Below are 24,754 nucleotides of genomic sequence, written 5' to 3' on the forward strand. Positions count from 1 at the left end.
CTGCATCCTGCTGCGTTTGACGTCAGAGTCTGACGTTTTGCCTACCGTGGCGGGTTGATACGTATCAAACGAGTGGGCATCTTACGCGAAATTAACGTAGTGCGAGCACCGCGGCCCATTGTTTGTCCGTCACCGGCATCACCGACAGGCGGCTGCCCTTCTGTACCAGTGGCAGTTCGGCCAGTGCCGCCTGTTGCTTGAGGTAGCCAAGGCCCAGCACCTTGCGCAAGGTTTCCACATGCTCCACGTCCACTGCGCTCCACGGGTTCTTCTCGGCGCTGGCCTTGGCGTCGAAGTAGTGGCTCTCGGGGTCCAGTGCGGTGGGGTCGGGGTAGGCGGCGGTGGTGATGCGGGCAATACCGGCGATGCCGGGCTCGGGGCAGCTGGAGTGGTAGAAGAAGAACAGATCGCCCACCGCCATGGCGCGCATGAAGTTGCGCGCCTGGTAGTTGCGCACCCCGTCCCAGCGCGCCTGGCCGAGGCGGGCGAGGTCTTCGATCGAGAGCTCGTCGGGCTCGGATTTCATCAGCCAGTAGGCCATCGTTGACGCTCCAGACAAAGTTTGAAATAACCTGTTGCATGAAACCGACAGCCGGTTGGCGTCAACGTTTGCGTGTGGCACCAGGTTGTCGGAGAATGCGCGCATTTTAAGCTTGACGCTGCTGCACGGCATAATAAAAACCGTTGCTGTCATCGTGATGAGTTTGCCTGAGGGGGGCAATCGATGAATCGCAAACCGGATTTGCTCTGGGTGCTCGTTTTTCTGTTTGGCCTGGGTGTGGTCACCACCGGCTATGCACAAAGCCTGTGGGAACAGAAACTCGAAACAGCCGCCTACGAGATGCCGGCCGCCCCGACCCCCGTCAAGCGTTGAGCCTTGCGGCGCCCGTTCAGGGTGCCAGGTACCACCCCCTGTCCGATACCGTGCCCTGCAGCGGCACGTCCCAACTGGCCTGGGCCAGTCGTTGCACTTTCTGGCATTCGTGCGCCAGCCCCAGCAGCAGGGGTTTCTTCCAGGCCTTGCGCCGCCCCTGATACGCCAGGCTGCGGTCATAGAACCCGCCGCCCATGCCCAGTCGCCCACCCGTCTCGTCGAAACCCACCAGCGGCAGCAGGATCAGGTCCAGTGCCCAGGTGGGTCGCTGGCGTGTGAGATTGATGCGTGGTTCGGGGATGCGGAAGCGGTTGGGGCGCAGTTTTTCACCGTGCTCGAAGCGCTGGAAGGCCATGCGGGTTCTGGGCCAGGCGTACAGCACCGGCAGGTAGGTATGCTTGCCTCGACGTTGAGCTTCGCGCAGCAGCAGGCGCGGGTCGATCTCGCTGTCGTTGGGCAGGTACAGGGCAATGTGCCGGGCACGACGAAACAGCGGGTGCTGCGCCAGTTGCCGGTACAGGCCGCGCGCGGCACGGCGCTGTTCGGCCGGGCTGAGGGCACGGCGGGCATCACGGAGCAGACGACGAAGCTGGGGGCGGGTAAGCGGCGCGGTGTCGGTCATGGCACGGGCGGTCCCTGGGGCGACTGCCACGCAGGGGTGGCAGTGCATGTGCGTGCGCCGCTGGGCGGGCGCAGGCTGGAGAATTCAGGCTCCCCGACGAACCGCTGTCGGTGTAGCCCTTGAACCCGAAAGTTCAAGGTGGAGATTACAGGAGGCGTTAAGGCTTTCCGTCAAGCGGACATGCACACCGGCCCCACGTGCAACCCCCGTGGTTGTGCGTATCGGCTCAGGGACATGACCGACTGGCAAGCACTCCAGGGAGTGGTCGGAGTATACCCGAAACTCAGGCCGGTTTTGAACCCGCGTCGTCGGCCAATGCCTGATCGACACGTTCGAGCAGGTCGCGCACCTGTTCACGGGTGGCACCGCCGGTGGGCGCCTGCGGGCGCTCCTGATTGTGCAGCAGGTCGTGGGTGATGTTCAGCGCCGCCATCACCGCGATACGGTCGGCGCCGATCACCTTGCCGCTGCTGCGGATCTCGCGCATCTTGCTGTCCAGGTAGCGCGCTGCGCTGACCAGGTTGCTGCGCTCTTCCGGCGGGCAGATGATCGAATACTCCTTGTCGAGGATCTGAACGGTGACGCTATTGCTTGAACTCATGAGTCTTGCTCCAGGGCCTTGAGCCGCGAAATCATCGATTCGACCTTACGCCGGGCGATCTCGTTTTTTTCGATGAGGTGGGCGCGCTCCTCGCGCCAGGATTTTTCCTGAGCTAATAGGAGTGCATTTTGCCGCTTTAGTTGCTCGACACGTTCGATCAACAGCTCGAATCGGCCCATCAGCGCTTGCAGGTCGTTCTCTGGCATGACGTGCCACTCGCTTTTGTCAGACGGGTCTTACCCGCTCATTAAGTTCCGGCATGCCCCGAATTGGCGGCGTCGATGGTCTTGGCGCGCCTGCCGGTGCTAGGATACAAGGCCTTCATTCTAGTCATTGCGCCGTCTGGCGCCTAGCTGCCCATGCCCATTACGAATTCGCCATACACCGCTTTTGCCACCTTGCTCACCAGCAACGGTCACCCTGTTTCGCCTGCCGAGCTTCACGGCTTGTTGCTCGGGCGCAGCTGCGCCGGCGCCGGCTTCGATGCCGACGGCTGGTTGGCCGATGCGGCCCACCTGCTGGAAGTCGATCCTGTAGACAATGTTCGTAACGCTTTGATCGGCCTGCAGGAGATGGTCAAGGGCGAACTCACCGGCGAAGAAGTCACCGTCGTGCTGTTGCTGCCCACCGACGATGCCCCGCTGACCGAGCGTGCCATCGCCCTGGGCGAGTGGTGCAAAGGCTTCCTGTACGGCTTCGGCCTCAACTCGGCAGGCCTGAGCCTGAGTGCCGAAGCCAAGGAAGTGCTGGGTGACCTGGATGCCATTTCCCAGGTCCAGGATGCACTGGAAGAATCCGAAGACGGCGAAAGCGACTATATGGAAGTGATGGAGTACCTGCGCGTCGCACCGATGCTGCTGTTCTCCGAGCTGGCCAAGCCACAGGCGCCTGCGCCCAAGCCTTCCTTGCACTAAATGCCGAACAGGGGTTCCTCGTGCCAATAGCCCATATCCCCAAAGCGGAGTATGCCCGTCGTCGCAAGGCGCTGATGGCGCAGATGGAACCCAACAGCATCGCCATCCTGCCCGCGGCCGCGGTGGCCATTCGCAACCGCGACGTGGAGCATGTGTACCGCCAGGACAGCGACTTCCAGTACCTCAGCGGCTTCCCGGAGCCCGAGGCGGTGATTGCGCTGATCCCCGGCCGCGAGCACGGTGAGTACGTGCTGTTCTGCCGCGAGCGCAACCCCGAGCGCGAGCTGTGGGACGGCCTGCGCGCCGGCCAGGAAGGCGCGATACGCGAATACGGCGCGGACGATGCGTTCCCCATCACCGACATCGACGACATCCTGCCGGGCCTGATCGAAGGCCGCGACCGGGTGTACTCGGCCATGGGCAGCCACCCCGAATTCGACCGCCACCTGATGGAGTGGATCAACGTGATCCGCTCCAAGGCCAACCTCGGCGCCCAGCCACCGAACGAGTTCGTTGCGCTGGATCATCTGCTGCACGACATGCGCCTGTATAAATCGGCCACGGAAGTGAAGGTGATGCGCGAGGCCGCGGCGATTTCGGCACGCGCCCATGTGCGGGCCATGCAGGCCTGCCGCGCCGGGTTGCACGAATACAGCCTGGAGGCCGAGCTGGACTACGAGTTCCGCAAGGGCGGGGCGAAGATGCCGGCCTACGGCTCGATCGTGGCATCGGGTCGCAACGCCTGCATCCTGCATTACCAGCAGAACGATGCCCTGCTCAAGGACGGCGACCTGGTCCTGATCGACGCCGGGTGCGAGATCGACTGCTACGCCAGCGACATCACCCGCACCTTTCCGGTCAGCGGGCGCTTCTCGCCGGAGCAGAAAGCGATCTACGAGCTGGTGCTCAAGGCCCAGGCTGCAGCCTTTGCCGCGATTGCACCGGGCAAGCACTGGAACCATGCCCACGAGGCCACCGTGCAGGTGATCACCGAAGGGCTGGTGGAGCTGGGGCTGCTCAAGGGCGACGTGCCGGCGCTGATCGAGGCCGAGGCCCATCGCGCCTTCTACATGCACCGCGCCGGTCACTGGTTGGGGCTGGATGTGCACGACGTCGGCGAGTACAAGGTCGCCGACCAGTGGCGCGTGCTGGAGCCGGGCATGGCCCTGACGGTGGAGCCGGGCATCTACATTGCTGCCGACAACCAGAGTGTCGCGAAGAAGTGGCGCGGTATCGGCGTACGAATCGAGGACGACGTAGTGGTGACCAAGCAGGGCTGTGAAATCCTGACCTCCGGCGTACCGCGCACGGTGGCCGAAATCGAAGCATTGATGGCGGCTGCACGCAGCCACGCCGCATGAGCCGGGTCAACCTTGCCATCATCGGTGGCGGCCTGGTCGGTGCCAGCCTGGCGCTGGCCCTGCAGGCCGGGGCCAGGGCGCGTGGCTGGAAGATCCTGCTGATCGAGCCGTTCGCCCCCGGCGACAGCTTCCAGCCCAGTTACGACGCACGTTCCTCGGCGCTTTCCTACGGCACCCGGCAGATCTACGAGCGTCTGGGCCTGTGGCAGCCGATCAGCCGCCGCGCCGAACCGATCCGCCAGATCCAGGTGTCCGACCGTGGCCGCTTTGGCGCCACCCGCCTGGACGCCCTGGAAGAAGGCGTGCCGGCACTCGGCTACGTGGTCGAGAACGCCTGGCTCGGCCAGTGCCTGTGGCAGGGGCTGGATGCCGAGGTGGTGACTTGGCGCTGCCCGGCGCAGGTCAGCGCGATGCAGCCGCTGGCCGACGGCTACCGCCTGACACTGGATGACGACACCACGGTGGACTGCGACCTGGCGGTACTGGCCGACGGCGGGCGTTCCGGGCTGCGCGAGCAGTTGGGCATCCACGTCAGCCAGCGCCCGTACAACCAGAGTGCGCTGATCGCCAACATCACCCCGAGCGAGGCCCATTGCGGGCAGGCGTTCGAACGCTTCACCGATGACGGCCCGATGGCCTTGCTGCCGCTGCCGGAAAACCGCTGCGCGCTGGTCTGGACCCGTGCCGGAATGGATGCCAAACGGCTGGCCGAGATCGACGAACGAGCCTTCCTGGCCGAGCTGCAAGGCGTGTTCGGCTACCGTCTGGGCACCTTGCGCCAGGTGGGCGCGCGTCATCTCTACCCGCTGTCGCTGGTCGAGGCCCAGGAGCAGGTGCGCTCGCACCTGGTGGTGCTGGGCAACGCCGCGCACAGCCTGCACCCGATTGCCGGGCAGGGTTTCAACCTGTCGCTGCGTGACGTGCAGTCGCTGGCCGACGGTCTGCTGGCCGGGCCCGAAGTACCAGGCGACCTGGCGACCCTGCAGGCCTACCGCGAGCGCCAGCGCCTGGACCAGGACCTGACCGTGGGCTTCTCCGACAAGGTCACGCGGCTGTTCGGCAGCGGCCAGCCGTTGCTCGCCACCGGGCGCAACCTGGGCCTGCTGGGCCTGGACCTGCTGCCCCCGGCCAAGCGCTGGTTCGCCCGCCAGGCCATGGGCCTGGGTACACGCCCGGACCAGCCTGGCCAATGACCCCTTCTTCTCTTTATCGGGCTTGAAAGCATGGAAATGCGCGCAGATCTGTTGATTGTCGGTGCCGGAATGGTCGGTAGCGCCCTGGCCCTGGCCTTGCAGCACAGTGGCCTGGACATCCTGCTGCTCGACGGCAGCCCCCTGACGGTCAAGCCGTTCGATGCACAGGCGCCCTTCGAGCCGCGAGTCAGCGCGCTGTCGATGGCCAGCCAGCGCATCCTCGAGCGCGTGGGCGCCTGGCAGCACATCCGCGAGCGGCGCCTGAGCCCGTATTCGGACATGCACGTGTGGGACGGCAGCGGCACCGGGCAGATCCACTTTTCGGCCGCCAGCGTGCACGCCGAGGTGCTCGGCCACATCGTCGAGAACCGCGTGGTGCAGGACGGTCTGCTGCAGCGCCTGCACGACAGCGAGATCGGCCTGCTGGCCAACGCCCGCCTGGAGCAGATGCGCCGCAGTGGCGACGACTGGCTGCTGACCCTGGCCGATGGCCGCACCCTGCGCGCGCCGCTGGTGATTGCGGCTGACGGCGCCAACTCGGCGGTGCGCCGCCTGACCGGCTGCCAAACCCGTGAGTGGGACTACCTGCACCACGCCATCGTGACCAGCGTACGCTGTGCCGAGCCGCACCAGGCCACGGCCTGGCAGCGCTTCACCGATGACGGCCCGCTGGCGTTTCTGCCACTGCTGCGCGACGGCCAGCAGCACTGGTGCTCCATCGTGTGGTCGACCACGCCTGCGCAGGCCGAGCGCCTCATGGCCCTGCCGGACGAAGCCTTCTGCGCCGAGCTGGAGCGGGCCTTCGAGGGCCGCCTGGGCACGGTGCTGGCGGTTGACCCACGGCTGTGCGTACCGCTGCGCCAGCGCCATGCCAAGCGCTACGTGGCCGAGGGCCTGGCGTTGATCGGCGATGCGGCCCACACCATTCACCCGCTGGCCGGGCAGGGCGTGAACCTTGGCTTTCTGGATGCGGCGGTGCTGGCCGAAGTGCTGCAGCATGCCCATGAGCGCGGCGAGCGCCTGGCCGACGTGCGCGTGCTGAGCCGCTACGAACGACGGCGCATGCCGCACAACCTGGCCTTGATGGCCGCAATGGAGGGCTTCGAGCGCCTGTTCCAGGCCGACCCGCTGCCGCTGCGCTGGCTGCGCAACAGTGGCCTGAAGTGGGTGGAGCAACTGCCGGAGGCCAAGGCGCTGTTCGTGCGCCAGGCGCTGGGGCTGAGCGGCGACCTGCCGGAGCTGGCACGGGCCTGAGGCGGCACCGCAACATCTGGTAACTCCTCCCTTGGCAGTTCGGTTGAGAAGGCAAATGGCATTCACTACCATTTGCGCCTCTCCCGCATTCCGAGGACCGCCTTCATGTTGCCACGCAAGCATCTACTCGCCGCCCTGGCGCTCACCCTGCTGGGCGGTACCGCACAGGCGGCGGACGAGGTGGTGGTGTATTCCTCGCGCATCGACGAGCTGATCAAGCCGGTATTCGATGCCTACACCAAGGAAACCGGGGTCAAGGTCAAGTTCATCACCGACAAGGAAGCGCCGTTGATGCAGCGCATCAAGGCCGAGGGCAGCAACGCCACGGCCGACCTGCTGCTGACCGTGGATGCCGGCAACCTCTGGCAGGCCGAGCAGATGGGTATCCTGCAGCCGATCAAGTCGGCCGTGATCGACGCCAACATTCCCCCGCAGTATCGCGCTTCGTCCCATGACTGGACCGGCCTGAGCCTGCGCGCACGGACCATTGCCTACGCCACCGACCGGGTCAAGCCCGAGGAGCTGAGCACCTACGAGGCGCTGGCCGGCAAGGAATGGGAAGGGCGCTTGTGCCTGCGTACCGCCAAGAAGGTCTACAACCAGTCGCTGACCGCGACCCTGATCGAAACCCACGGCGCCGAGAAGACCGAAGAGATCCTCAAGGGCTGGGTGAACAACCTGTCCACCGACGTGTTCTCGGATGACGTGGCAGTGCTCAAGGCCATCGAGGCCGGGCAGTGCGACGTGGGCATCGTCAATACCTACTACTATGGCCGCCTGCACAAGGAGCAGCCGCAACTGCCGATCAAGCTGTTCTGGCCCAACCAGGCCGACCGTGGCGTGCACGTCAACCTGTCGGGCATCGGCTTGACCCGGCACGCGCCGCACAAGGAGGCCGCGATCAAGCTGGTGGAGTGGATGACCGGACCGCAGGCGCAGAAGATCTTCGCCGATGTGAACCAGGAGTTCCCGGCCAACCCCAAGGTGGAACCTTCGGCAGAAGTGGCGGCGTGGGGCAAGTTCAAGGCCGACAGCCTGCCGGTGGAAGTGGCGGGCAAGCGTCAGGCTGAAGCGATTCGCCTGATGGATCGGGCTGGCTGGAACTGAGCGCAAGGCTTTATTCTTGCGGGGCCCCTGTCGGGGCCCATCGCGGGTCAAGCCCGCTCCTACAGGGATCACCGTGGCCCTTGTGGGAGCGGGCTTGACCCGCGATAGACCGCAACGCGGTCGCTCTCACCTTCGCCAGAGATCTCCCCCCGTGTCACACCCCGCCCAACGCCGCTGGTACCCCCTGGTCTTCACCGTCTGCGCGCTGGTGCTGCTGCCGCTGAGCGTGCTGGTGCTGTCGTGGCAGAGCATCGACCTGCAGATCTGGTCGCACCTGCTCGACACCCAGATGAGCCGCCTGTTGGGCAACACCCTGACCTTGATCCTCGGCGTGGGCGTCGGCGTCACCGTGCTGGGCGTGAGCCTGGCCTGGCTCACCAGCCTGTGCGAATTCCCCGGCCGACGCTGGCTCGACTGGGCATTGATGCTGCCCTTCGCCATCCCCGCCTATGTGCTGGCGTTCGTCTTCGTCGGTTTGCTGGACTTCTCCGGCCCGGTGCAAACCCTGCTGCGCGAATGGTTCGGCCCCATGCGCCTGCCGCGCGTGCGCTCCACCGGCGGGGTGATCATCGTGCTGGTGCTGGTGTTCTACCCCTATGTCTACCTGCTGGCACGTACCGCCTTCCTGGCCCAGGGCAAGGGCCTGATGGAAGCGGCGCGGGTGCTCGGGCAATCGCCGCTGCAAGCCTTCTGGCGCGTGGCCCTGCCCATGGCGCGGCCGGCGATCGGCGCGGGCGTGGCGCTGGCGCTGATGGAAACCCTGGCCGACTTCGGCGCGGTGGCCGTGTTCAACTTCGACACCTTCACCACCGCCATCTACAAGACCTGGTACGGCTTCTTCAGCCTCTCCAGCGCCGCCCAGCTCGCCAGCCTGCTGCTGCTGGCCGTCATGCTGGTGCTGTACGGCGAGCGCCGGGCCCGCGGTGCGGTACGCAGCAGCAACGAGCGGCCCCGGGTGGCGGCGCTGTACCACCTGCGCGGGGTCAAGGCGCTGGCTGCCAGCAGCTGGTGCCTGCTGGTGTTTGCCTGCGCGTTCGTTATCCCGGTGCTGCAGTTGCTGGTGTGGTTCTGGCAGCGCGGGCGTTTCGACCTCGACGAGCGCTATGGCGCGCTCATCCTGCATACCCTGTACCTGGGCGCCATGGCTGCGCTGATCACCGTGGCGGTGGCACTGCTGCTGGCGTTTGCCCGACGCCAGGCCCCCACCCGCGTGGTGCGCGCCGGGGTCAGCCTGGCCAACCTGGGCTACGCCTTGCCCGGCTCGGTATTGGCGGTGTCGATCATGCTGGCCTTCAGTTACCTCGACAACCAGCTGGTGGTGCCGCTTTCGAGCTGGCTTGGCGGTGCCGGCCGCCCGCTGCTGATGGGCAGCCTGGCGGCACTGCTGTTGGCCTATCTGGTGCGCTTCATCGCCGTGGCCTACGGCCCCTTGGAAAACAGCCTGGGGCGCATTCGGCCCTCGCTGCCGGAGGCCTCGCGCAGCCTCGGGGTCAGCGGCCCGCGATTGTTTTTCAAGGTGTATCTCCCGCTGCTGGTGCCGGGTGCGCTGAGCGCAGCGCTGCTGGTGTTCGTCGATGTGCTCAAGGAGATGCCCGCCACCCTGCTGATGCGCCCGTTCGGTTGGGACACCCTGGCGGTGCGGGTATTCGAGATGACCAGCGAGGGCGAGTGGTCGCGTGCCTCGCTGCCGGCGTTGACGCTGGTGCTGGTGGGGCTGCTGCCGGTCATCGGTTTGATAAGGCGTTCGGCGCGTCACCCGGGTCAGAGTCACTGAGGGTGTAAGGCTGCGCCCTTGCGGCTACAATGCGCGGCATTCGCTGCGGCCGATCAGCACCGGGTAGCTGAAACGCTGCCCTCAGCCGCAGCCTCGCCACGCCCGGAAGGAGAAACCCATGGGACAGCGTACGCCTCTTTATGACCTGCACCTGGCGCTTGGCGCCAAGATGGTCGATTTTGGCGGTTGGGACATGCCCCTGCATTACGGCTCGCAAGTCGAGGAGCACCACCAGGTGCGCCGCGACTGCGGGGTCTTCGATGTCTCGCACCTCACCGTGATCGATGTGCACGGCGCCCAGGCCACGCCCTGGCTGCGCTGGTTGCTGGCCAACGATGTAGCCAGCCCGAATGCCCACGGCAAGGCCCTGTACAGCACCCTGCTCAACGAACAGGGCGGTGTGATCGACGACCTGCTGGTCTACCGCACCGACGACGGCTACCGCCTGGTGGCCAACGCCGCCACCCGCGACAAGGACCTGGCCTGGCTGCAGGCCCATATCGGCGACTACGACGTGCAGGTGCGCGAGCGTCCCGAACTGTCGATCTTCGCTGTGCAGGGCCCGCATGCGCGGGACAAGCTGGCCGAACTGGTGAGCAGCGACCGTGCGGCGCTGATTCGTGAACTGGCCCCCTTCGAAGGCCGCAGCAGTGGCGACTGGTTCATCTCGCGTACCGGCTACACCGGCGAAGACGGCCTGGAGATCACCCTGCCGGCAGAGCAGGCCCCGGCGTTCTTCAACGACCTGGTCGGCGCCGGTATTGCCCCCAGCGGGCTGGGCGCGCGCGATACCTTGCGCCTGGAAGCGGGCATGACGCTGTACGGACAGGACATCGACGAGGCACACTCGCCACTGACCTCCAACCTGGCCCACAACATCGCCCTGGAACCGGCCGACCGCGACTTCATCGGACGCCGTGCGCTGGAGGCCGAGCAGGCCGCAGGCGTGCAGCTGAAACTGGTCGGCCTGGTGCTCGAGGAACGCGGTGTGCTGCGTGCGCATCAGGTGGTGCGAATCGCACAGATTGGCGAAGGGGAGATCACCAGTGGTAGTTTCTCTCCTACGCTGAGCAAGGCGATTGCCCTGGCCCGCGTGCCGGTGGCTACCGCCGACCGCGCCGAGGTGGAAATTCGCGGCAAGTGGTACCCGGTACGGGTGGTCAAGCCGACCTTCGTGCGCCAGGGCAAGATCCTGATCTGAATTCATTCCGGCGGGCCGACCGCTGACCTGTTGAGGAAAGACACTATGAGCAATATCCCCGCCGACCTGCGTTTTGCCGAGAGCCACGAGTGGGCCAGGCTGGAAGCCGACGGTACCGTCACCGTGGGCATCAGCGACCACGCCCAGGAAGCCCTGGGCGACGTGGTATTTGTCGAACTGGCCGAGGTCGGCAAGGTGTTCGCGGCCAAGGACGCCGCCGGGGTGGTGGAGTCGGTGAAAGCCGCTTCGGATATCTACGCGCCGGTCAGCGGCGAAGTGATCGCGGTCAACGAAGACCTCAGCGACAGCCCTGAGAACCTGAACAACGATCCTTACGCCAGCTGGATCTTCAAGCTCAAGCCGTCCAACCCGGCAGAGCTGGAGCAGTTGCTGGACGCTGCCGGCTACAAGGCCGCCATCGGCGAGTAGTTTTTCCCGCACGAACGGCAATCCCTTCCTAGACTCAATAAGCCTCGACCCCTCGAGGCTTGGTCTTGGAAGAGAGAGCCGCTATGTCCCAGTCGCCGTCCCTGAGCCAACTGCACGATCCCAACCCGTTCCTGCGTCGTCATCTTGGCCCGGATGCGGCCGAGCAGCAGGCGATGTTGCAGGCCCTGGGCCTGAGCAGTCGCAGTGAACTGATCGAGCAGACCGTCCCGCCGGGCATTCGCCTGAACCGCCCGCTGGAACTGCCCCCGGCGCTTGATGAACAGGCCGCCCTGGCAAAACTGCGCGGTTACGCCGAGCAGAACCAGGTGTGGACCAGCCTGATCGGCATGGGGTACCACGCTACCCTGACGCCCACGGTGATCCTGCGCAACGTGCTGGAGAACCCCGGCTGGTACACCGCCTATACGCCGTATCAGCCGGAGATCGCCCAGGGTCGCCTGGAGGCGCTGCTCAATTACCAGCAGATGGTCATCGACCTGACCGGGCTGGACCTGGCCAATGCCTCGCTGCTCGACGAAGCGACGGCCGCTGCCGAAGCCATGGCTCTGGCACGGCGCATGGCCAAGTCGCGCAGCAATGCGTTCTTCGTCGATGAACATTGCCACCCGCAGACCCTGTCCGTATTGCAGACCCGCGCCGAGGGCTTCGGCTTCGAGCTGATCGTCGATGGGCTGGACAACCTGGACAAGCACCGGGTGTTCGGCGCGCTGCTGCAATACCCCAACACCCACGGCGGGGTGCACGACCTGCGCCCGGCCATCGAGCAGCTGCATGCCCAGCAGGCGCTGGCCTGCGTCGCCGCCGACCTGCTGAGCCTGGTGCTGTTGACCCCGCCGGGCGAGCAGGGCGCCGACGTGGTGCTCGGCTCGACCCAGCGCTTTGGCGTGCCCATGGGCTACGGCGGCCCGCACGCGGCCTACTTTGCCTGCCGCGACGACTTCAAGCGCGCCATGCCAGGGCGCATCATCGGCGTTTCCAAGGACGCGCGCGGCAACCTGGCGCTGCGCATGGCCCTGCAGACCCGCGAACAGCACATCCGCCGCGAGAAGGCCAACTCCAACATCTGCACCGCGCAGGTGCTGCTGGCCAACATCGCCGGGTTCTATGCCGTGTACCACGGGCCCGAAGGGCTCAGGCGCATCGCCCAGCGGGTGCACCGGCTCACGGTGATCCTGGCTGCCGGCCTGCAAGCCAAGGGGCTCAAGCGCTTGAACGAGCACTTCTTCGACACCCTGACCCTGGACGTCGGCGGCAGCCAGACCGCGATCATCCAGAGCGCCGAGGCCGCGCAGATCAACCTGCGCATCCTGGGCCGCGGGCACCTGGGCGTAAGCCTGGATGAAACCTGTGACGAGGCCACGGTGCTGCGCCTGTTCGGCATCTTTCTGGGCGCCGACCATGGGCTGAGCGTGGCCGAGCTGGATGCCCAGGCGCAGCACAGCGGCATCCCCGACGCCTTGCAGCGCCAGTCGGCGTTTCTGACGCACCCGGTGTTCAACCTGCACCACAGCGAAACCGAGATGCTGCGTTACCTCAAGCAGCTGGAGAACAAGGATCTGGCCCTCAACCAGTCGATGATCCCGCTGGGCTCGTGCACCATGAAGCTCAACGCCAGCAGCGAGATGATCCCCATCACCTGGCCGGCCTTCGCCAACCTGCACCCGTTCGCGCCGCTCACCCAGGCCCAGGGCTATACCGCGATGATCGACGAGCTGGAGCGCTGGCTGTGCGCGATCACCGGTTTCGATGCCATCTGCATGCAACCCAACTCCGGTGCCCAGGGTGAATACGCGGGGCTGCTGGCGATCAGCAAGTACCACCGCAGCCGCCAGCAGGGTCAGCGCGATATCTGCCTGATCCCGGCCTCGGCGCACGGCACCAACCCGGCGTCTGCGCAGATGGCCGGCATGCAGGTGGTGATCGTGGAATGCGATGTGGCGGGCAACGTCGACCTGGTCGACCTCAAGGCCAAGGCCCTGGCGGCGGGTGAGCGCCTGGCCTGCCTGATGGCCACCTACCCGTCGACCCACGGCGTGTACGAGGAAGGCATCAGTGAGATCTGCGAAGTTATCCACAGCCACGGTGGCCAGGTGTACATGGATGGCGCCAACCTCAATGCCCAGGTCGGGTTGGCGCGGCCGGCGGACATCGGTGCCGATGTATCGCACATGAACCTGCACAAGACCTTCTGCATTCCCCATGGCGGTGGCGGGCCGGGCATGGGCCCGATCGGCGTGCGTGCACACCTGGCACCGTTCGTGGCCAGCCATCCGGTGGTGCCGGTGCCCGGGCCCGACCCGCAGAACACCGCGGTCAGTGCGGCGCCCTGGGGCAGTGCGAGCATCCTGCCGATCAGCTGGATGTACATCGCCATGATGGGGCCGCAACTGGCCGATGCCAGCGAGGTGGCGATCCTGTCGGCCAACTATCTGGCCCAGCAGTTGGGCGGCGCGTTCCCGGTGCTGTACCGCGGGCGCAATGGGCGGGTGGCGCATGAGTGCATCCTCGACCTGCGGCCCTTGAAGACGCTGACCGCCATCACCGAAGAGGATGTGGCCAAGCGCCTGATGGACTACGGGTTCCATGCGCCGACCATGTCGTTCCCGGTGCCGGGCACCTTGATGGTGGAGCCGACCGAGAGCGAGTCCAAGGCCGAGCTGGACCGCTTCGTGGAGGCGATGCTGAAGATTCGGGCAGAGATTGCAGAGGTGCAGAACGGCAACTGGCCAGCCGAGGACAACCCGCTCAAGCGGGCGCCGCATACCTTGGCGGATGTGCTGGGGGTGTGGGAACGACCTTACTCGATCGAGCAGGGTGTTGCGCCGAGCCACCATGCGCGGCTGCACAAGTACTGGCCGGCGGTGAACCGGGTGGACAACGTGTACGGGGACCGCAACCTGTTCTGTGCGTGTGTGCCGGTGGAGGATTATCGCTGAGGCCAGGGCCTCGTGGCCGACAAGGCTGGCTCCTGTAGGAGCCGGCATTGCCGGCGAGGTGATTACTCGGTCACGGCATTCTGCGCCAGGATCGCATTGGCCAGCTCCATGTCGCTGACCTGCAGCCCTGGCTGCTCGGCACGCACACGCTGCATGGCAGCCTCAAGATACGGCCCGCTGATCTGGCCGTTGCTGGCCACATAGCTGCTGGCATCTTCCTGCGCCGCCACCACCAGCTTGTGGTCCTTGAAGGTCAGGTAGGTGGAGCCGGTGGTGGCACCGGACGAAATCACATCACGCCAGAAGCCATCAGCCATCGCCGAGCCAACCGGCAGCGACAACAAGGCAAGGGTGGCAACCGCAAGTTTGACGCGCATGGGGCTTACTCCAGTGTGGGGGCTATTATGGTGCGTTGGATCGTGATTTCCCCAGGCAAGTTCCCCAGGGCCTACGGTGCGGGGCCAACCTGCAGTATCGCGCCGTCCTGCGACAGCACTTGCACCGGGGTGCCCACCGGCAGGTCCGGCCCGCGGACCATCCACACCCCGTCGCCGACCTTGATCTTGCCGCGACCGCCCACGATGGCCTCCTGCACCACGAAGGTCCGGCCGATCAGTTCCTGGCCGCGCATGTTCAGCCCCGGCGCATCGCTGGGGCTGGCATTGCTGCGCTGACGGTGCCACCAGAACACTGCGGTGAATACCGACAGCAGGCCGAACAGCAGGAACTGCAAGGTCCACGGCAGCTGCGGGACGACGAAGGTGATCACGCCCACGCCCGCCGCCGCCACCCCGATCCACAGCAGGTAGCCGCCGGCGCCGAACACCTCCAGGATCAGCAGCAGCGTACCGAGCGCCAGCCAGTCCCAGAACGACAGGTGTTGCAGGTAGTCCCACATGCTCAGCCCTTCTTGCCGTCGAAGGTGGCCCGCACGATTTCGCCGATGCCGCCGACGGCGCCGATCACCTGGCTGGCCTCCAGCGGCATCAGCACCACCTTGCTGTTGTTGGCCGAGGCCAGCTTGCCCAGCGCGTCGACGTATTTCTGCGCCACGAAGTAGTTGATGGCCTGCACGTTGCCGTTGGCGATGGCCTCGGACACCACCTGGGTGGCGCGGGCTTCGGCTTCGGCCTGGCGCTCGCGGGCCTCCGATTCCAGGAAGGCCGCCTGACGCTCACCCTCGGCCTCGAGGATCTGCGCCTGTTTCTTGCCTTCGGCGGTGAGGATGGCAGCCGCCCGCAGGCCCTCGGCTTCGAGGATCTGCGCACGCTTGACCCGCTCGGCTTTCATCTGCCCGGACATGGCGGCCATCAGGTCGGCCGGCGGGCTGATGTCCTTGATCTCGATACGGGTGATCTTGATGCCCCACGGTGCGGTGGCTTCATCCACGGTGCGCAGCAGGCGCTCGTTGATGGCGTCGCGCTGGCTGAGCATGGCGTCCAGTTCCATGGAGCCGAGCACGGTACGGATGTTGGTCTGCAGCAGGTTGCGGGTGGCGTGCTCGAGGTTGTTGACCTCGTAGGCGGCCTGCGCCGTGTTGACCACCTGGAAGAAGCACACCGCATCGATCTGCACGGTGGCGTTGTCGGCGGTGATGACTTCCTGCGGCGGGATGTCCAGCACGCTTTCCATCATGTTGATCTTGCGCCCGATGCGGTCCATCACCGGCACGATGATGTTGAGGCCCGGCTTGAGGGTGGTGGTGTAGCGGCCAAAGCGTTCCACGGTCCACTGGAAACCCTGCGGCACCACCTTGAACCCCATGAACACCAGCGCCAGGGCCAGGCCCACGAATAACAGCATTACCATTCCGATTTGCATGACGTTTCCTTGGTCAGCAGGACTGAAAGTGCGCAAGCTTGGCATGTGGTCAGCTGTGCAGGCCAGCGCCGGATCATTTCATTTCATGCAGTAACGCGAATCACTTCTGTCAGTGTAGTCAGCCCTGCGGCGACTTTTTGCGCGCCGCTGGTGCGCAGGCTGCCCAGCCCCTCGCCCCGGGCCTGGCGGCGCAGGTTTGCCAGGTCGACGTCGCCCGACAGCTGCTCGCGCAGGCGTGGGCTCACAGGCAGCAGCTCGAACAGGCCGGTGCGGCCCCGGTAGCCGGTGTACCGGCAATCGCGGCAGCCTTCAGCCTGGCAGGTAGCGGTGGGCAGCGGCGCCTGCGGGTCGAGTTCGCGCCAGTGCGCCATGTCGAGCGGCTGCGCCACCTTGCACGCCGGGCACAGCGTGCGCACCAGGCGCTGGGCCAGCACGCCGACCAGCGTGGCACGGATCAGGTACGGCGCGATGCCCAGTTCCAGCAGGCGCCCGACGGCGCCGCAGGCATCGTTGGTGTGCAGGGTCGAGAGCACCAGGTGGCCGGTGAGCGCGGCCTGGATCGCCACCTGCGCGGTGTCGGCATCGCGGATCTCGCCGATCATGATGATGTCCGGGTCCTGGCGCAGCAGCGCACGCACACCGTTGGCAAAGCCCAGGTCGATGCCGGGCTGCACCTGCATCTGGTTGAAGGCCGGCTCGAGCTGTTCGATCGGGTCTTCGAGGGTGCACAGGTTGACCTGTGGCGTGGCCAGTTGCTTGAGGGTGGCGTACAGGGTGCTGGTCTTGCCCGAGCCGGTCGGCCCGGTCACCAGGATGATGCCGTGGGGCTGGCGCAGCATCGCCTGCCAGTGCTGCAGCGCCTCGCCGTCCAGGCCCAGCTGGGTGAAGTCCTGGTGCAGCAGGTGCGGGTCGAAGATACGCAGTACCAGTTTCTCGCCGAACGCGGTGGGCAGGGTGGCCAGGCGCAGCTCGACCTCGGCGCCGGCGGCCGAGCGGGCCTTGATGCGGCCATCCTGCGGGCGGCGCTTTTCCGCGACGTTCATGCGCCCCAGGCTCTTGAGCCGGCTGACCACCGCCAGGGTCACTGCCGGCGGGAACTGGTAGGCCGGGTGCAGCAGGCCGTCGATGCGCAGGCGCAGGTGGCCGTGGTCGCGGCGCGGCTCGATGTGGATATCGCTGGCGCGCTGCTCGAAGGCGTACTGCAACAGCCAGTCGACGATGCCGACGATGTGCGTCTCGTTGGCATCGACGTCGCCTGCGCTGTTGCCCAGGTCAAGCAGTGCCTCGAGGCTGGCGCCTTCGGGCCCGGGCACGGCCTGCTGGCTGGCACCACTGACCGAGTGGGCCAGGCGAAACACCGCCTGGCTCAGCTCACGGATCTGCACCGGGCTGGCCAGCACCCGCTGCACCCTGCGTTGCAGCACCTGCCCAAGGTCGCGCTCCCAGCTGCGTACGTAGGGCTGGGCGCTGGCGACGGTCACCGTGTGGGCATCCACCGCGATGGCCAGAATCTGGTGACGCCGCGCGAATGCGGCCGACATCAGCCCGCCGAGGCTGGCTGCCTGCAGTGCCAGGGGGTCGATGCGCACATGGCGCTGGCCGGCCTGGCGGCCCAGCCATTCGCCCAGGGCATCGAGGTCCAGGGTATGGCCGGGGCGTTGCAGGTCGTTCAGGCCGCGTCGGGCGATGCGCTCCAGCGGATGTGTGGGTTCATTGGCAGCCTGCGGCCAGGGGCGGGCACAAGCGGGGCTGATGCGTTGCTGGGCGAGCAGTTCGGCGAGCAGGGTGTCGAGGTCGAGCCAGCGATCGGGCGGCGTGGCAGGCATGGGGCTTCCTTGCGAAGGTCGGGCGGCCAGCCAAGGCTAGCTGCCAGCGGCCCACAGGGCCTGTCGCAAGGGTTGCCGGATTTTTCTGTTCAGCGTACGTGCTGCAACGGCATGCGCGAGGCCGCCAGGGGTTCGACGCTGACCTGGGCGACACAGATCAGGTTGCGCATTTTCTGTGCAATCAGTTCGGCGCGGTGCCAGCTCAGGCCGGCTACGCCGATCTCCAGGTTCAACAGGTCGTTCTGCTGCTGCATCTGTACCTGGTGCGGGGTGAGGAACTGCAGGGCGAACAGGTTGAGCACGCGGCACAGGCTGTCCGGCTCGGCTTCCACCTGCAGGCTGTAGCGCACGCTGCTGTGCGCAGCATTGGCGGCCCAGACATCGCTGCGCAGCGGGGTGACGGGGCTGTCCAGCCGTTCGTGGGCGCTCATGGGAAATCTCCGGTTTCGATGGAGGAATTTTTACATCTTCAACCGGGTATTTTTTCTCTATGATCGAGCTATCTGCGCAAACTGCGCATTGTTCAATTCATTAATGGCGCCTTGAGGGGATAAAACATGCAAAGCCAACTGGACGCCTACGATCGACGTATCCTGGCTCTGCTGCAGGAGGATGCGTCGCTGTCCAGCGCACAGATTGCCGAACGGGTCGGCCTGTCGCAGTCGCCGTGCTGGCGGCGGATCCAGCGGCTCAAGGAAGAAGGGGTGATTCGCGGGCAGGTGACCCTGCTCGATCGCAAGAAGATCGGCCTGAACACGCAGATTTTCGCCGAGGTCAAACTCAACGCCCACGGGCGGACCAACTTCGCCGAATTCACCGAGGCGATCCGCGAGTTTCCCGAGGTGCTGGAATGCTATGTGCTGATGGGCGCAGTGGACTTCCTGCTGCGCATCGTCACCCCGGACATCGAAGCCTACGAACGGTTCTTCTTCGAAAAGCTGTCGATGGTGCCGGGGATCCAGGAGGTCAACTCGATCGTGGCCTTGTCCGAAATCAAGTCCACGACCAGCTTGCCGGTGTAGCCGTCACTTGCGCAGCAGGTGCTTCCAGCCGCGGCTCTGGAACACCGCCATGGCCTGATGCACACGGGCTTCGAGCACGTCGTCGCTGATTGGCAGGCTGGCCAGTTCGTGCAGCTTGTTCAGCTCGCCGAACAGGCGGTCCAGGTCGGGGCTTTCCAGCACCTGGCGGGCATGGTGCAGCCAGGCCAGCAGGCGCTCGATGCGCGGCAGCTGTTCGGCCAGGTCTTCAGGCTGGCGGTGGTACAGCGGCAGTTGCAGCGCGTTGGCTTCGTCCGACAGCAGCACCTTGAGCCAGTTGCCCAGTTGCGCAGCGCCCTGGCGGTCGCCACGTTTGTTGCGCTCGACGGTCCAGCCACGGGCCAGCAGCCAGCGCGAGGTGTCCAGCGAGAACTGGCCCCAGCGGGTGTCGAGCAGTTCTTCGGCGAACTGCTCGGGCGCCGCGCGGCGCACGTCTTCGTCGTCGTTGCCGGCCAGCACCAGCGGGCGCCAGTCCTCGAGCAGGGCGTCGAGGCTGGCACGCAGGGCGCTGGTGGTCGGGCGTGGCGCGGCCTGGCCCAGGCTGCCGAGCAGGGCGCGCAGTTCGGCCAGGCTCTGGACCCAGTCCTGCAGCAGGCGCCAGTGTCCGTTGAACAGGTACTGCTCGGCCAGGCGCTGGCTGCTGCCCAGCAGGTGCCAGGCCAGTGCCGCGAAGGCATCGTCCAGCGGCATCTCGGCGTTCAGTTCAGCAGGCGGCAGGCTCACGGCGAAGCTCGAGGGGTCGAGCAGGCGGTAGCCGCGTTCGGCCTTGCTGATGTCGCACGGCATCAGCGGCAGGCTGGCGGCCAGCTCGGCGGCCAGTTCCAGCAGTGCGGCCGGGTCGCCTTCACGCAGTTCCAGCTCCAGCTCGCAGATGGCTTCCTTCTGCTTGCCGGCCACTACATGGCCCAGGTCCAGCGCAGCCTCGATGACCACCTTGGCCTTGCCACGGCCCCAGGCGATTTCGGCGTATTCGCGGGTGAAGTCGGTGCTGAACAGCGGCTTGATGGTTTTCTTGTCCAGGTCGGCCAGCTCGGCCGGCCATACCTGCTCGTCGAGCTTCTTGAGGTCGAGCTTGGCCTTGGGCAGCTGCCATTCGTGCTCGTTGCGTACCGACAGCCCGGCGGTGCTGTGGCCACGGGCCTTGAGGGTCTGGATCACCACGTCGCCGTCACGGCGCAGGCGCAGGGCCACCTTGGCTGCGGCCAGGTCGCGTTCTGGGGTATCGAAATATTGATTGAGCAGCTCGCGCTGCTGCCAGCCGGACTTGTTGCGCTTCTTCAGCAACGGGTGTTCGCGCAGGGCAGCGAGGGTCTCGCGGCTGACCCGCAGTTTGAGTTCGGTTTCTTTGTTCATTGCTGGCAGGCTCGATGACTGGGTGCGTCTTGGCCGTGCAGTGTACAGGAGTCGGCCGCTGACGGTTTATTCCAGGTGCCCGATAGCCCTATGATGGGCCTCGTACCGAGGAGAATGCGCATGCCTTTGCCGCCGCTCAAAGACCAGTTCGCCGCCCTGATCGCCACGCCGTCGGTCAGTTGCACCCAGCCGAGCCTGGACCAGTCCAACCGCGCGGTGATCGACCTGCTGGCCACCTGGCTGGGTGACCTGGGTTTTGCCTGCGAGCTGCAGGAGGTGACGCCGGGCAAGTTCAACCTGCTGGCCAGCTACGGCAGCGGCCCCGGCGGCCTGGTGCTGGCCGGGCACAGCGACACGGTGCCCTATGACCCGCAGCTGTGGCAGACCGATCCGCTCAAGCTGACCGAGGTTGACGGGCGCTGGGTGGGCCTTGGCAGTTGCGACATGAAGGGCTTCTTCGCCCTGGTGATCGAGGCGGTACGCCCGCTGCTCGAGCAGCCGTTCAGGCAGCCGCTGCTGATCCTGGCTACCTGCGACGAGGAAAGTTCGATGTCCGGCGCCCGCGCCCTGGCCGACGCCGGCCGCCCGCTGGGCCGTGCAGCGGTGATCGGCGAGCCGACCGGGCTGCGCCCGATCCGCCTGCACAAGGGGGTGATGATGGAGCGCATCGATATCCTCGGGCGCAGCGGTCATTCGTCCGACCCGAGCCTGGGCCACAGCGCCTCGGAGGCGATGCATGCGGTGATGGGCGAGCTGATGGGCCTGCGCCGGCAATGGCAGCAGCAGTACAGCAACGCCCAGTTCAGCGTGCCGCAGCCGACCATGAACTTCGGCTGCATCCACGGTGGCGACAACCCCAACCGTATCTGCGGGCAGTGCGCCCTGGAATTCGACCTGCGTCCGCTGCCGGGCATGGACCCGGAAGTGCTGCGTGCGGCGATCCGCAGCAAGCTGGCGCCGCTGGCCGAACAGCACCAGGTGAAGATCGACTACGCGCCGCTGTTTCCCGAGGTGCCGCCGTTCGAGCAGGCCGCCGACGCCGAACTGGTGCGCGTGGCCGAGCGTCTTACCGGGCATACGGCCGAGGCGGTGGCCTTTGGTACCGAGGCGCCTTATCTTCAACGTCTGGGCTGCGAAACCCTGGTGCTGGGCCCCGGCGACATCAGCTGTGCCCACCAGCCGGGCGAGTACCTCGAAATGTCACGCCTGGAGCCTACCGTGCGTCTATTGCGTGAGTTGATCGGGCATTATTGCCTCAACCCGGTAATTGCCCGCTGATTTCAACCGTTTTTACCCAAGGAGAACGCGCGTGACGCCAGACCTGTTGCGACGATAACCCTTCGAGCGCTGTGTGCTTTTCCGTTCTTGTCCTTTTTCCACAGGTTTCTACAGGCTCTGGTTATGCCCGAATACGTCAATTGGCTGCGTCATGCTTCGCCTTACATCAATGCCCACCGCGACTGCACCTTCGTGGTCATGCTGCCCGGTGACGGGGTCGAGCACCCCAACTTCGGCAATATCGTCCACGACCTGGTGCTGCTGCACAGCCTGGGCGTGCGCCTGGTGCTGGTGCACGGTTCGCGCCCGCAGATCGAAAGCCGCCTGGCCGCCCGCGGCCTGAGCGCGCACTACCATCACGGCCTGCGCATCACCGATGCGGCCACCCTGGAATGCGTGATCGACGCGGTCGGCCACCTGCGCATCGCCATCGAGGCGCGCCTGTCGATGGACATGGCCGCGTCGCCGATGCAGGGTTCGCGCCTGCGCGTGGCCGCCGGCAACCTGGTCACGGCGCGCCCCATCGGCGTGCTCGAAGGCGTCGATTATCACCACACCGGCGAAGTGCGCCGGGTCGATCGCAAGGGCATCAATCGCCTGCTCGACGAGCGCTCCATCGTGCTGCTGTCGCCGCTGGGCTATTCGCCCACCGGCGAGATCTTCAACCTGGCCTGCGAAGACGTCGCCACCCGTGCGGCCATCGAGCTGGGGGCCGACAAGCTGCTGCTGTTCGGCGCCGAGCGCGGGCTGATGGATGAGAGCGGCAGGCTGGTGCGTGAGCTGCGCCCGCAGCAGGTGCCGGCGCATCTGCAGCGCCTGGGCTCGGACTATCAGGGCGAGTTGCTGGACGCGGCCGCCGAAGCCTGCCGTGGCGGCGTGGCGCGCAGCCACATCGTCAGCTATGCCGAGGACGGTGCGCTGCTCACCGAGCTGTTCACCCGTGACGGTGGCGGCACGCTGGTGGCTCAGGAACAGTTCGAGAAGGTGCGCGAGGCGGCCATCGAGGATGTCGGCGGCCTGCTGGACCTGATCAGCCCGCTGGAAGAGCAGGGCATCCTGGTGCGGCGTTCGCGCGAGGTGCTGGAGCGCGAGATCGAGCAGTTCAGTGTGGTGGAGCGCGAGGGGATGATCATTGCCTGCGCGGCGCTGTACCCGATCGCCGATTCGGAGGCGGGCGAGTTGGCGTGCCTGGCGGTGAACCCGGAATACCGGCATGGCGGGCGTGGCGACGAGTTGCTGGAGCGCATCGAGACACGGGCGCGGGAGATGGGCTTGAAGACCTTGTTCGTGCTGACGACGCGCACGGCGCACTGGTTCCGCGAACGCGGCTTCGTGCCCAGCGAGGTGGAGCGGCTGCCTGCGGCGAGGGCTTCGCTGTACAACTACCAGCGCAATTCGAAGATCTTCGAGAAGGCGCTTTAAGGGCTTCGCCGGCAAGGTCGGCTCCTACACGGTCACATCGACCCTGTAGGAGCCGGCCTTGCCGGCGAATTGACCTTACACGGTGTGCAGGTACCAGTTGTACTCAAGGTCGGAGATGGAGTGTTCGAACTCCTCCAGCTCGCTTTCCTTGCAGGCCACGAAGATATCGATGTACTTCGGATCGATGTACTTGGCCATGATCTCGCTGTCGTCCAGCTCGCGCAGTGCATCACGCAGGTTGTTCGGCAGGCTCTGCTCGTTCTGCTCGTAGGAGTTGCCCACCATCGCCGGGCCCGGTTCGACCTTGTTGGTCAGACCGTGGTGCACGCCCGCCAGTACGGCTGCCATCAGCAGGTACGGGTTGGCGTCGGCACCGGCCACACGGTGCTCCAGGCGCACGGCGTCCGGCGTGCCGGTCGGTACGCGCAAGGCCACGGTACGGTTGTCCAGGCCCCAGGTCGGGGAGTTGGGCACGTAGAACTGGGCACCAAAACGGCGGTACGAGTTGACGTTCGGGCACAGGAACGCCATCGACGCCGGCAGGGTCTCGAGCACACCGCCGATCGCGTGACGCAATGCGGCGTTCTGCTCGGGATCCTCGCTGGTAAAGATGTTCTTGCCATCCTTGTCCAGCACCGAGATATGCACGTGCAGACCATTGCCCGCCTGGCCAGGGTACGGCTTGGCCATGAAGGTGGTGTCCATCTCATGGTCGTAGGCGATGTTCTTGATCAGACGCTTGAGCAGTACCGCGTAGTCGCAGGCCTTGATCGGGTCGGCCACGTGGTGCAGGTTCACTTCGAACTGCGCCGGGGCACTTTCCTTGACGATGGCGTCAGCCGGGATGCCTTGTTCCTTGGCACCTTCCAGAATGTCCTGCAGGCAGTCGACGTACTCGTCGAGGTCGTCGATCAGGTACACCTGGGTGGAGATCGGACGCTTGCCCGAGATCGGCGAGCGCGGCGGCTGTGGACGGCCGTTCACGTTCTCCTGGTCGATCAGGTAGAACTCCAGCTCGAACGCGGCGCAGATGGTCAGGCCCAGGTCGTCGAACTTGCTCACCACCTGGCGCAGCACTTCACGCGGGTCGGCGAAGAACGGCTCGCCCTCGAGCTCGTGCATGGTCATCAGCAGCTGCGCGGTAGGGCGCTTCTGCCAGGGCTCGTTGGAGAGGGTGCCGGGGATGGGATAGCAGATACGGTCGGCATCGCCGATGTCCAGGCCCAGGCCGGTGCTTTCGACGGTGGAACCGTTGATGTCCAGGGCGAAGAGGGAGGCCGGCAGGTTGATGCCTTTCTCGTAAACCTTGTGCAGGCTCGTGCGTTCGATGCGCTTGCCACGCACCACACCATTCATATCTGCAATCAGAAGGTCAACGTAGAGAACCTCAGGATGTTCCTTAAGGAACGCGTTCGCTTCGTTAAGCTGAACGGCACGCGGGGGTACCGACATGATGCAACACCTTTGTTGTTAAAAATATCAATCAATGGGGGCTTGCAGGTTCAGTCAACGCGAAAGCCCTGCTGAAGTCAAGCCAGCCCCATCATGCCCTAAAACGGCGCTGAAGCGGCATTTTTGCTGCAAATGAGGGCGTCGACAAGGCCTGCTTTGGTAGCGAGACAGCGACTTTGAGCGGGCCGTATTCTATTTTTTACAGGGGTGTTGTGTAAAAAAATGAACAAGGCTAAGCTCGGTTGCAACCCATAACAGCAATAATACCGGGGGTT

24 protein-coding genes and 1 other RNA gene are annotated in these 24,754 nt (G+C 65.7%); 13 read left to right on the forward strand and 12 right to left on the reverse strand.

Features of this window, described 5'->3' with window-relative positions; all coding sequences use genetic code 11:
* Nucleotides 1-91: 91 nt before the first annotated feature.
* Nucleotides 92-541 (reverse strand): EVE domain-containing protein, encoded by a 450-nt coding sequence (locus CR917_RS19270; protein WP_104572813.1) that lies wholly within the window; start codon nt 539-541, stop codon nt 92-94.
* Nucleotides 542-751: 210 nt separating this feature from the next.
* Between CR917_RS19270 and CR917_RS27790 the strand changes: the two genes are divergently transcribed.
* Nucleotides 752-874: a hypothetical protein gene (locus tag CR917_RS27790; RefSeq protein ID WP_255001640.1), complete on the forward strand. Its 123-nt coding sequence runs from the start codon at nt 752-754 to the stop codon at nt 872-874.
* Between the two features lie 16 nt (nt 875-890).
* On the opposite strand, the gene CR917_RS19275 is transcribed toward CR917_RS27790, so the two are convergent.
* From CR917_RS19275 to CR917_RS19290, 4 genes are all read right to left on the reverse strand, one after another.
* Complete coding sequence (locus CR917_RS19275; RefSeq protein ID WP_104572814.1) at nt 891-1,496, reverse strand: 5-formyltetrahydrofolate cyclo-ligase; 606 nt, start codon at nt 1,494-1,496, stop codon at nt 891-893.
* Between the two features lie 86 nt (nt 1,497-1,582).
* A non-coding RNA gene (ssrS, locus tag CR917_RS19280) (6S RNA) lies at nt 1,583-1,760 on the reverse strand.
* A 19-nt stretch (nt 1,761-1,779) separates the two neighbouring features.
* Entirely contained in the window at nt 1,780-2,097 is a 318-nt protein-coding gene (locus tag CR917_RS19285; RefSeq protein WP_043863404.1) for a cell division protein ZapA, read from the reverse strand.
* Nucleotides 2,094-2,303: a TIGR02449 family protein gene (locus CR917_RS19290; protein WP_043863405.1), complete on the reverse strand. Its 210-nt coding sequence runs from the start codon at nt 2,301-2,303 to the stop codon at nt 2,094-2,096. The genes CR917_RS19285 and CR917_RS19290 overlap by 4 nt, the downstream gene beginning before the upstream one ends.
* A gap of 153 nt (nt 2,304-2,456) precedes the next feature.
* On the opposite strand from CR917_RS19290, the gene CR917_RS19295 reads away from it, so the two are divergent.
* The 9 genes from CR917_RS19295 to gcvP all read left to right on the forward strand — a co-directional run bounded on the left by CR917_RS19295 (nt 2,457) and on the right by gcvP (nt 14,287).
* Entirely contained in the window at nt 2,457-3,011 is a 555-nt protein-coding gene (locus CR917_RS19295; RefSeq protein WP_043863406.1) for a YecA family protein, read from the forward strand.
* Nucleotides 3,012-3,037: 26 nt separating this feature from the next.
* Entirely contained in the window at nt 3,038-4,372 is a 1,335-nt protein-coding gene (pepP, locus tag CR917_RS19300; RefSeq protein ID WP_043863469.1) for a Xaa-Pro aminopeptidase, read from the forward strand.
* Nucleotides 4,369-5,565, forward strand: a complete 1,197-nt coding sequence (gene ubiH / locus CR917_RS19305; RefSeq protein ID WP_104572815.1) for a 2-octaprenyl-6-methoxyphenyl hydroxylase — start codon at nt 4,369-4,371, stop codon at nt 5,563-5,565. The genes pepP and ubiH overlap by 4 nt, the downstream gene beginning before the upstream one ends.
* A 36-nt stretch (nt 5,566-5,601) precedes the next feature.
* Entirely contained in the window at nt 5,602-6,819 is a 1,218-nt protein-coding gene (locus tag CR917_RS19310; RefSeq protein ID WP_173925094.1) for a 2-octaprenyl-3-methyl-6-methoxy-1,4-benzoquinol hydroxylase, read from the forward strand.
* Nucleotides 6,820-6,924: 105 nt separating this feature from the next.
* The gene (locus CR917_RS19315) at nt 6,925-7,926 is read left to right on the forward strand and encodes an extracellular solute-binding protein (RefSeq protein WP_043863409.1); all 1,002 of its coding nucleotides are present in this window, start codon (nt 6,925-6,927) and stop codon (nt 7,924-7,926) included.
* A 151-nt stretch (nt 7,927-8,077) separates the two neighbouring features.
* Nucleotides 8,078-9,700 (forward strand): iron ABC transporter permease, encoded by a 1,623-nt coding sequence (locus tag CR917_RS19320; protein WP_043863410.1) that lies wholly within the window; start codon nt 8,078-8,080, stop codon nt 9,698-9,700.
* Between the two features lie 118 nt (nt 9,701-9,818).
* The gene (gcvT, locus tag CR917_RS19325; RefSeq protein ID WP_043863411.1) at nt 9,819-10,901 is read left to right on the forward strand and encodes a glycine cleavage system aminomethyltransferase GcvT; all 1,083 of its coding nucleotides are present in this window, start codon (nt 9,819-9,821) and stop codon (nt 10,899-10,901) included.
* Between the two features lie 45 nt (nt 10,902-10,946).
* On the forward strand, nt 10,947-11,330 hold the full coding sequence (gene gcvH / locus CR917_RS19330; protein ID WP_043863412.1) for a glycine cleavage system protein GcvH: 384 nt from the start codon (nt 10,947-10,949) through the stop codon (nt 11,328-11,330).
* A gap of 83 nt (nt 11,331-11,413) precedes the next feature.
* Nucleotides 11,414-14,287: an aminomethyl-transferring glycine dehydrogenase gene (gene gcvP / locus CR917_RS19335; protein WP_104572817.1), complete on the forward strand. Its 2,874-nt coding sequence runs from the start codon at nt 11,414-11,416 to the stop codon at nt 14,285-14,287.
* Between the two features lie 62 nt (nt 14,288-14,349).
* On the opposite strand, the gene CR917_RS19340 is transcribed toward gcvP, so the two are convergent.
* The 5 genes from CR917_RS19340 to CR917_RS19360 form a co-directional block, all read right to left on the reverse strand.
* The gene (locus tag CR917_RS19340) at nt 14,350-14,664 is read right to left on the reverse strand and encodes a DUF2388 domain-containing protein (RefSeq protein ID WP_043863414.1); all 315 of its coding nucleotides are present in this window, start codon (nt 14,662-14,664) and stop codon (nt 14,350-14,352) included.
* A gap of 71 nt (nt 14,665-14,735) precedes the next feature.
* On the reverse strand, nt 14,736-15,185 hold the full coding sequence (locus CR917_RS19345) for an NfeD family protein (RefSeq protein ID WP_054915507.1): 450 nt from the start codon (nt 15,183-15,185) through the stop codon (nt 14,736-14,738).
* 2 nt (nt 15,186-15,187) lie between these two features.
* A complete protein-coding gene (locus tag CR917_RS19350) occupies nt 15,188-16,108 on the reverse strand; it encodes an SPFH domain-containing protein (RefSeq protein ID WP_043863416.1) in 921 nt (306 codons plus the stop codon).
* Nucleotides 16,109-16,191: 83 nt separating this feature from the next.
* Nucleotides 16,192-17,934, reverse strand: a complete 1,743-nt coding sequence (locus CR917_RS19355) for a GspE/PulE family protein (protein ID WP_104572818.1) — start codon at nt 17,932-17,934, stop codon at nt 16,192-16,194.
* 89 nt (nt 17,935-18,023) lie between these two features.
* Entirely contained in the window at nt 18,024-18,365 is a 342-nt protein-coding gene (locus CR917_RS19360) for a hypothetical protein (protein ID WP_104572819.1), read from the reverse strand.
* A 126-nt stretch (nt 18,366-18,491) separates the two neighbouring features.
* Between CR917_RS19360 and CR917_RS19365 the strand changes: the two genes are divergently transcribed.
* Nucleotides 18,492-18,956 (forward strand): Lrp/AsnC family transcriptional regulator, encoded by a 465-nt coding sequence (locus CR917_RS19365; protein ID WP_043863419.1) that lies wholly within the window; start codon nt 18,492-18,494, stop codon nt 18,954-18,956.
* A 3-nt stretch (nt 18,957-18,959) separates the two neighbouring features.
* On the opposite strand, the gene CR917_RS19370 is transcribed toward CR917_RS19365, so the two are convergent.
* Entirely contained in the window at nt 18,960-20,327 is a 1,368-nt protein-coding gene (locus tag CR917_RS19370) for an inorganic triphosphatase (RefSeq protein WP_054915510.1), read from the reverse strand.
* A gap of 120 nt (nt 20,328-20,447) precedes the next feature.
* Between CR917_RS19370 and argE the strand changes: the two genes are divergently transcribed.
* Nucleotides 20,448-21,605 carry an acetylornithine deacetylase gene (gene argE / locus CR917_RS19375; RefSeq protein WP_043863421.1) on the forward strand — a complete coding sequence of 386 codons (1,158 nt, stop codon included), beginning with the start codon at nt 20,448-20,450 and terminating at the stop codon, nt 21,603-21,605.
* Nucleotides 21,606-21,728: 123 nt separating this feature from the next.
* The gene (argA, locus tag CR917_RS19380) at nt 21,729-23,027 is read left to right on the forward strand and encodes an amino-acid N-acetyltransferase (RefSeq protein WP_043863422.1); all 1,299 of its coding nucleotides are present in this window, start codon (nt 21,729-21,731) and stop codon (nt 23,025-23,027) included.
* A gap of 75 nt (nt 23,028-23,102) precedes the next feature.
* Here argA and CR917_RS19385 read toward each other — a convergent pair whose 3' ends face one another.
* Nucleotides 23,103-24,479: a glutamine synthetase family protein gene (locus tag CR917_RS19385; protein WP_043863423.1), complete on the reverse strand. Its 1,377-nt coding sequence runs from the start codon at nt 24,477-24,479 to the stop codon at nt 23,103-23,105.
* Between the last annotated feature and the right edge of the window lie 275 nt (nt 24,480-24,754).

Origin of the sequence: Pseudomonas sp. BRM28 (genome assembly GCF_002939405.1) — a bacterium.
In the GTDB taxonomy this organism is placed as follows: Bacteria; Pseudomonadota; Gammaproteobacteria; order Pseudomonadales; family Pseudomonadaceae; genus Aquipseudomonas; species Aquipseudomonas palmensis.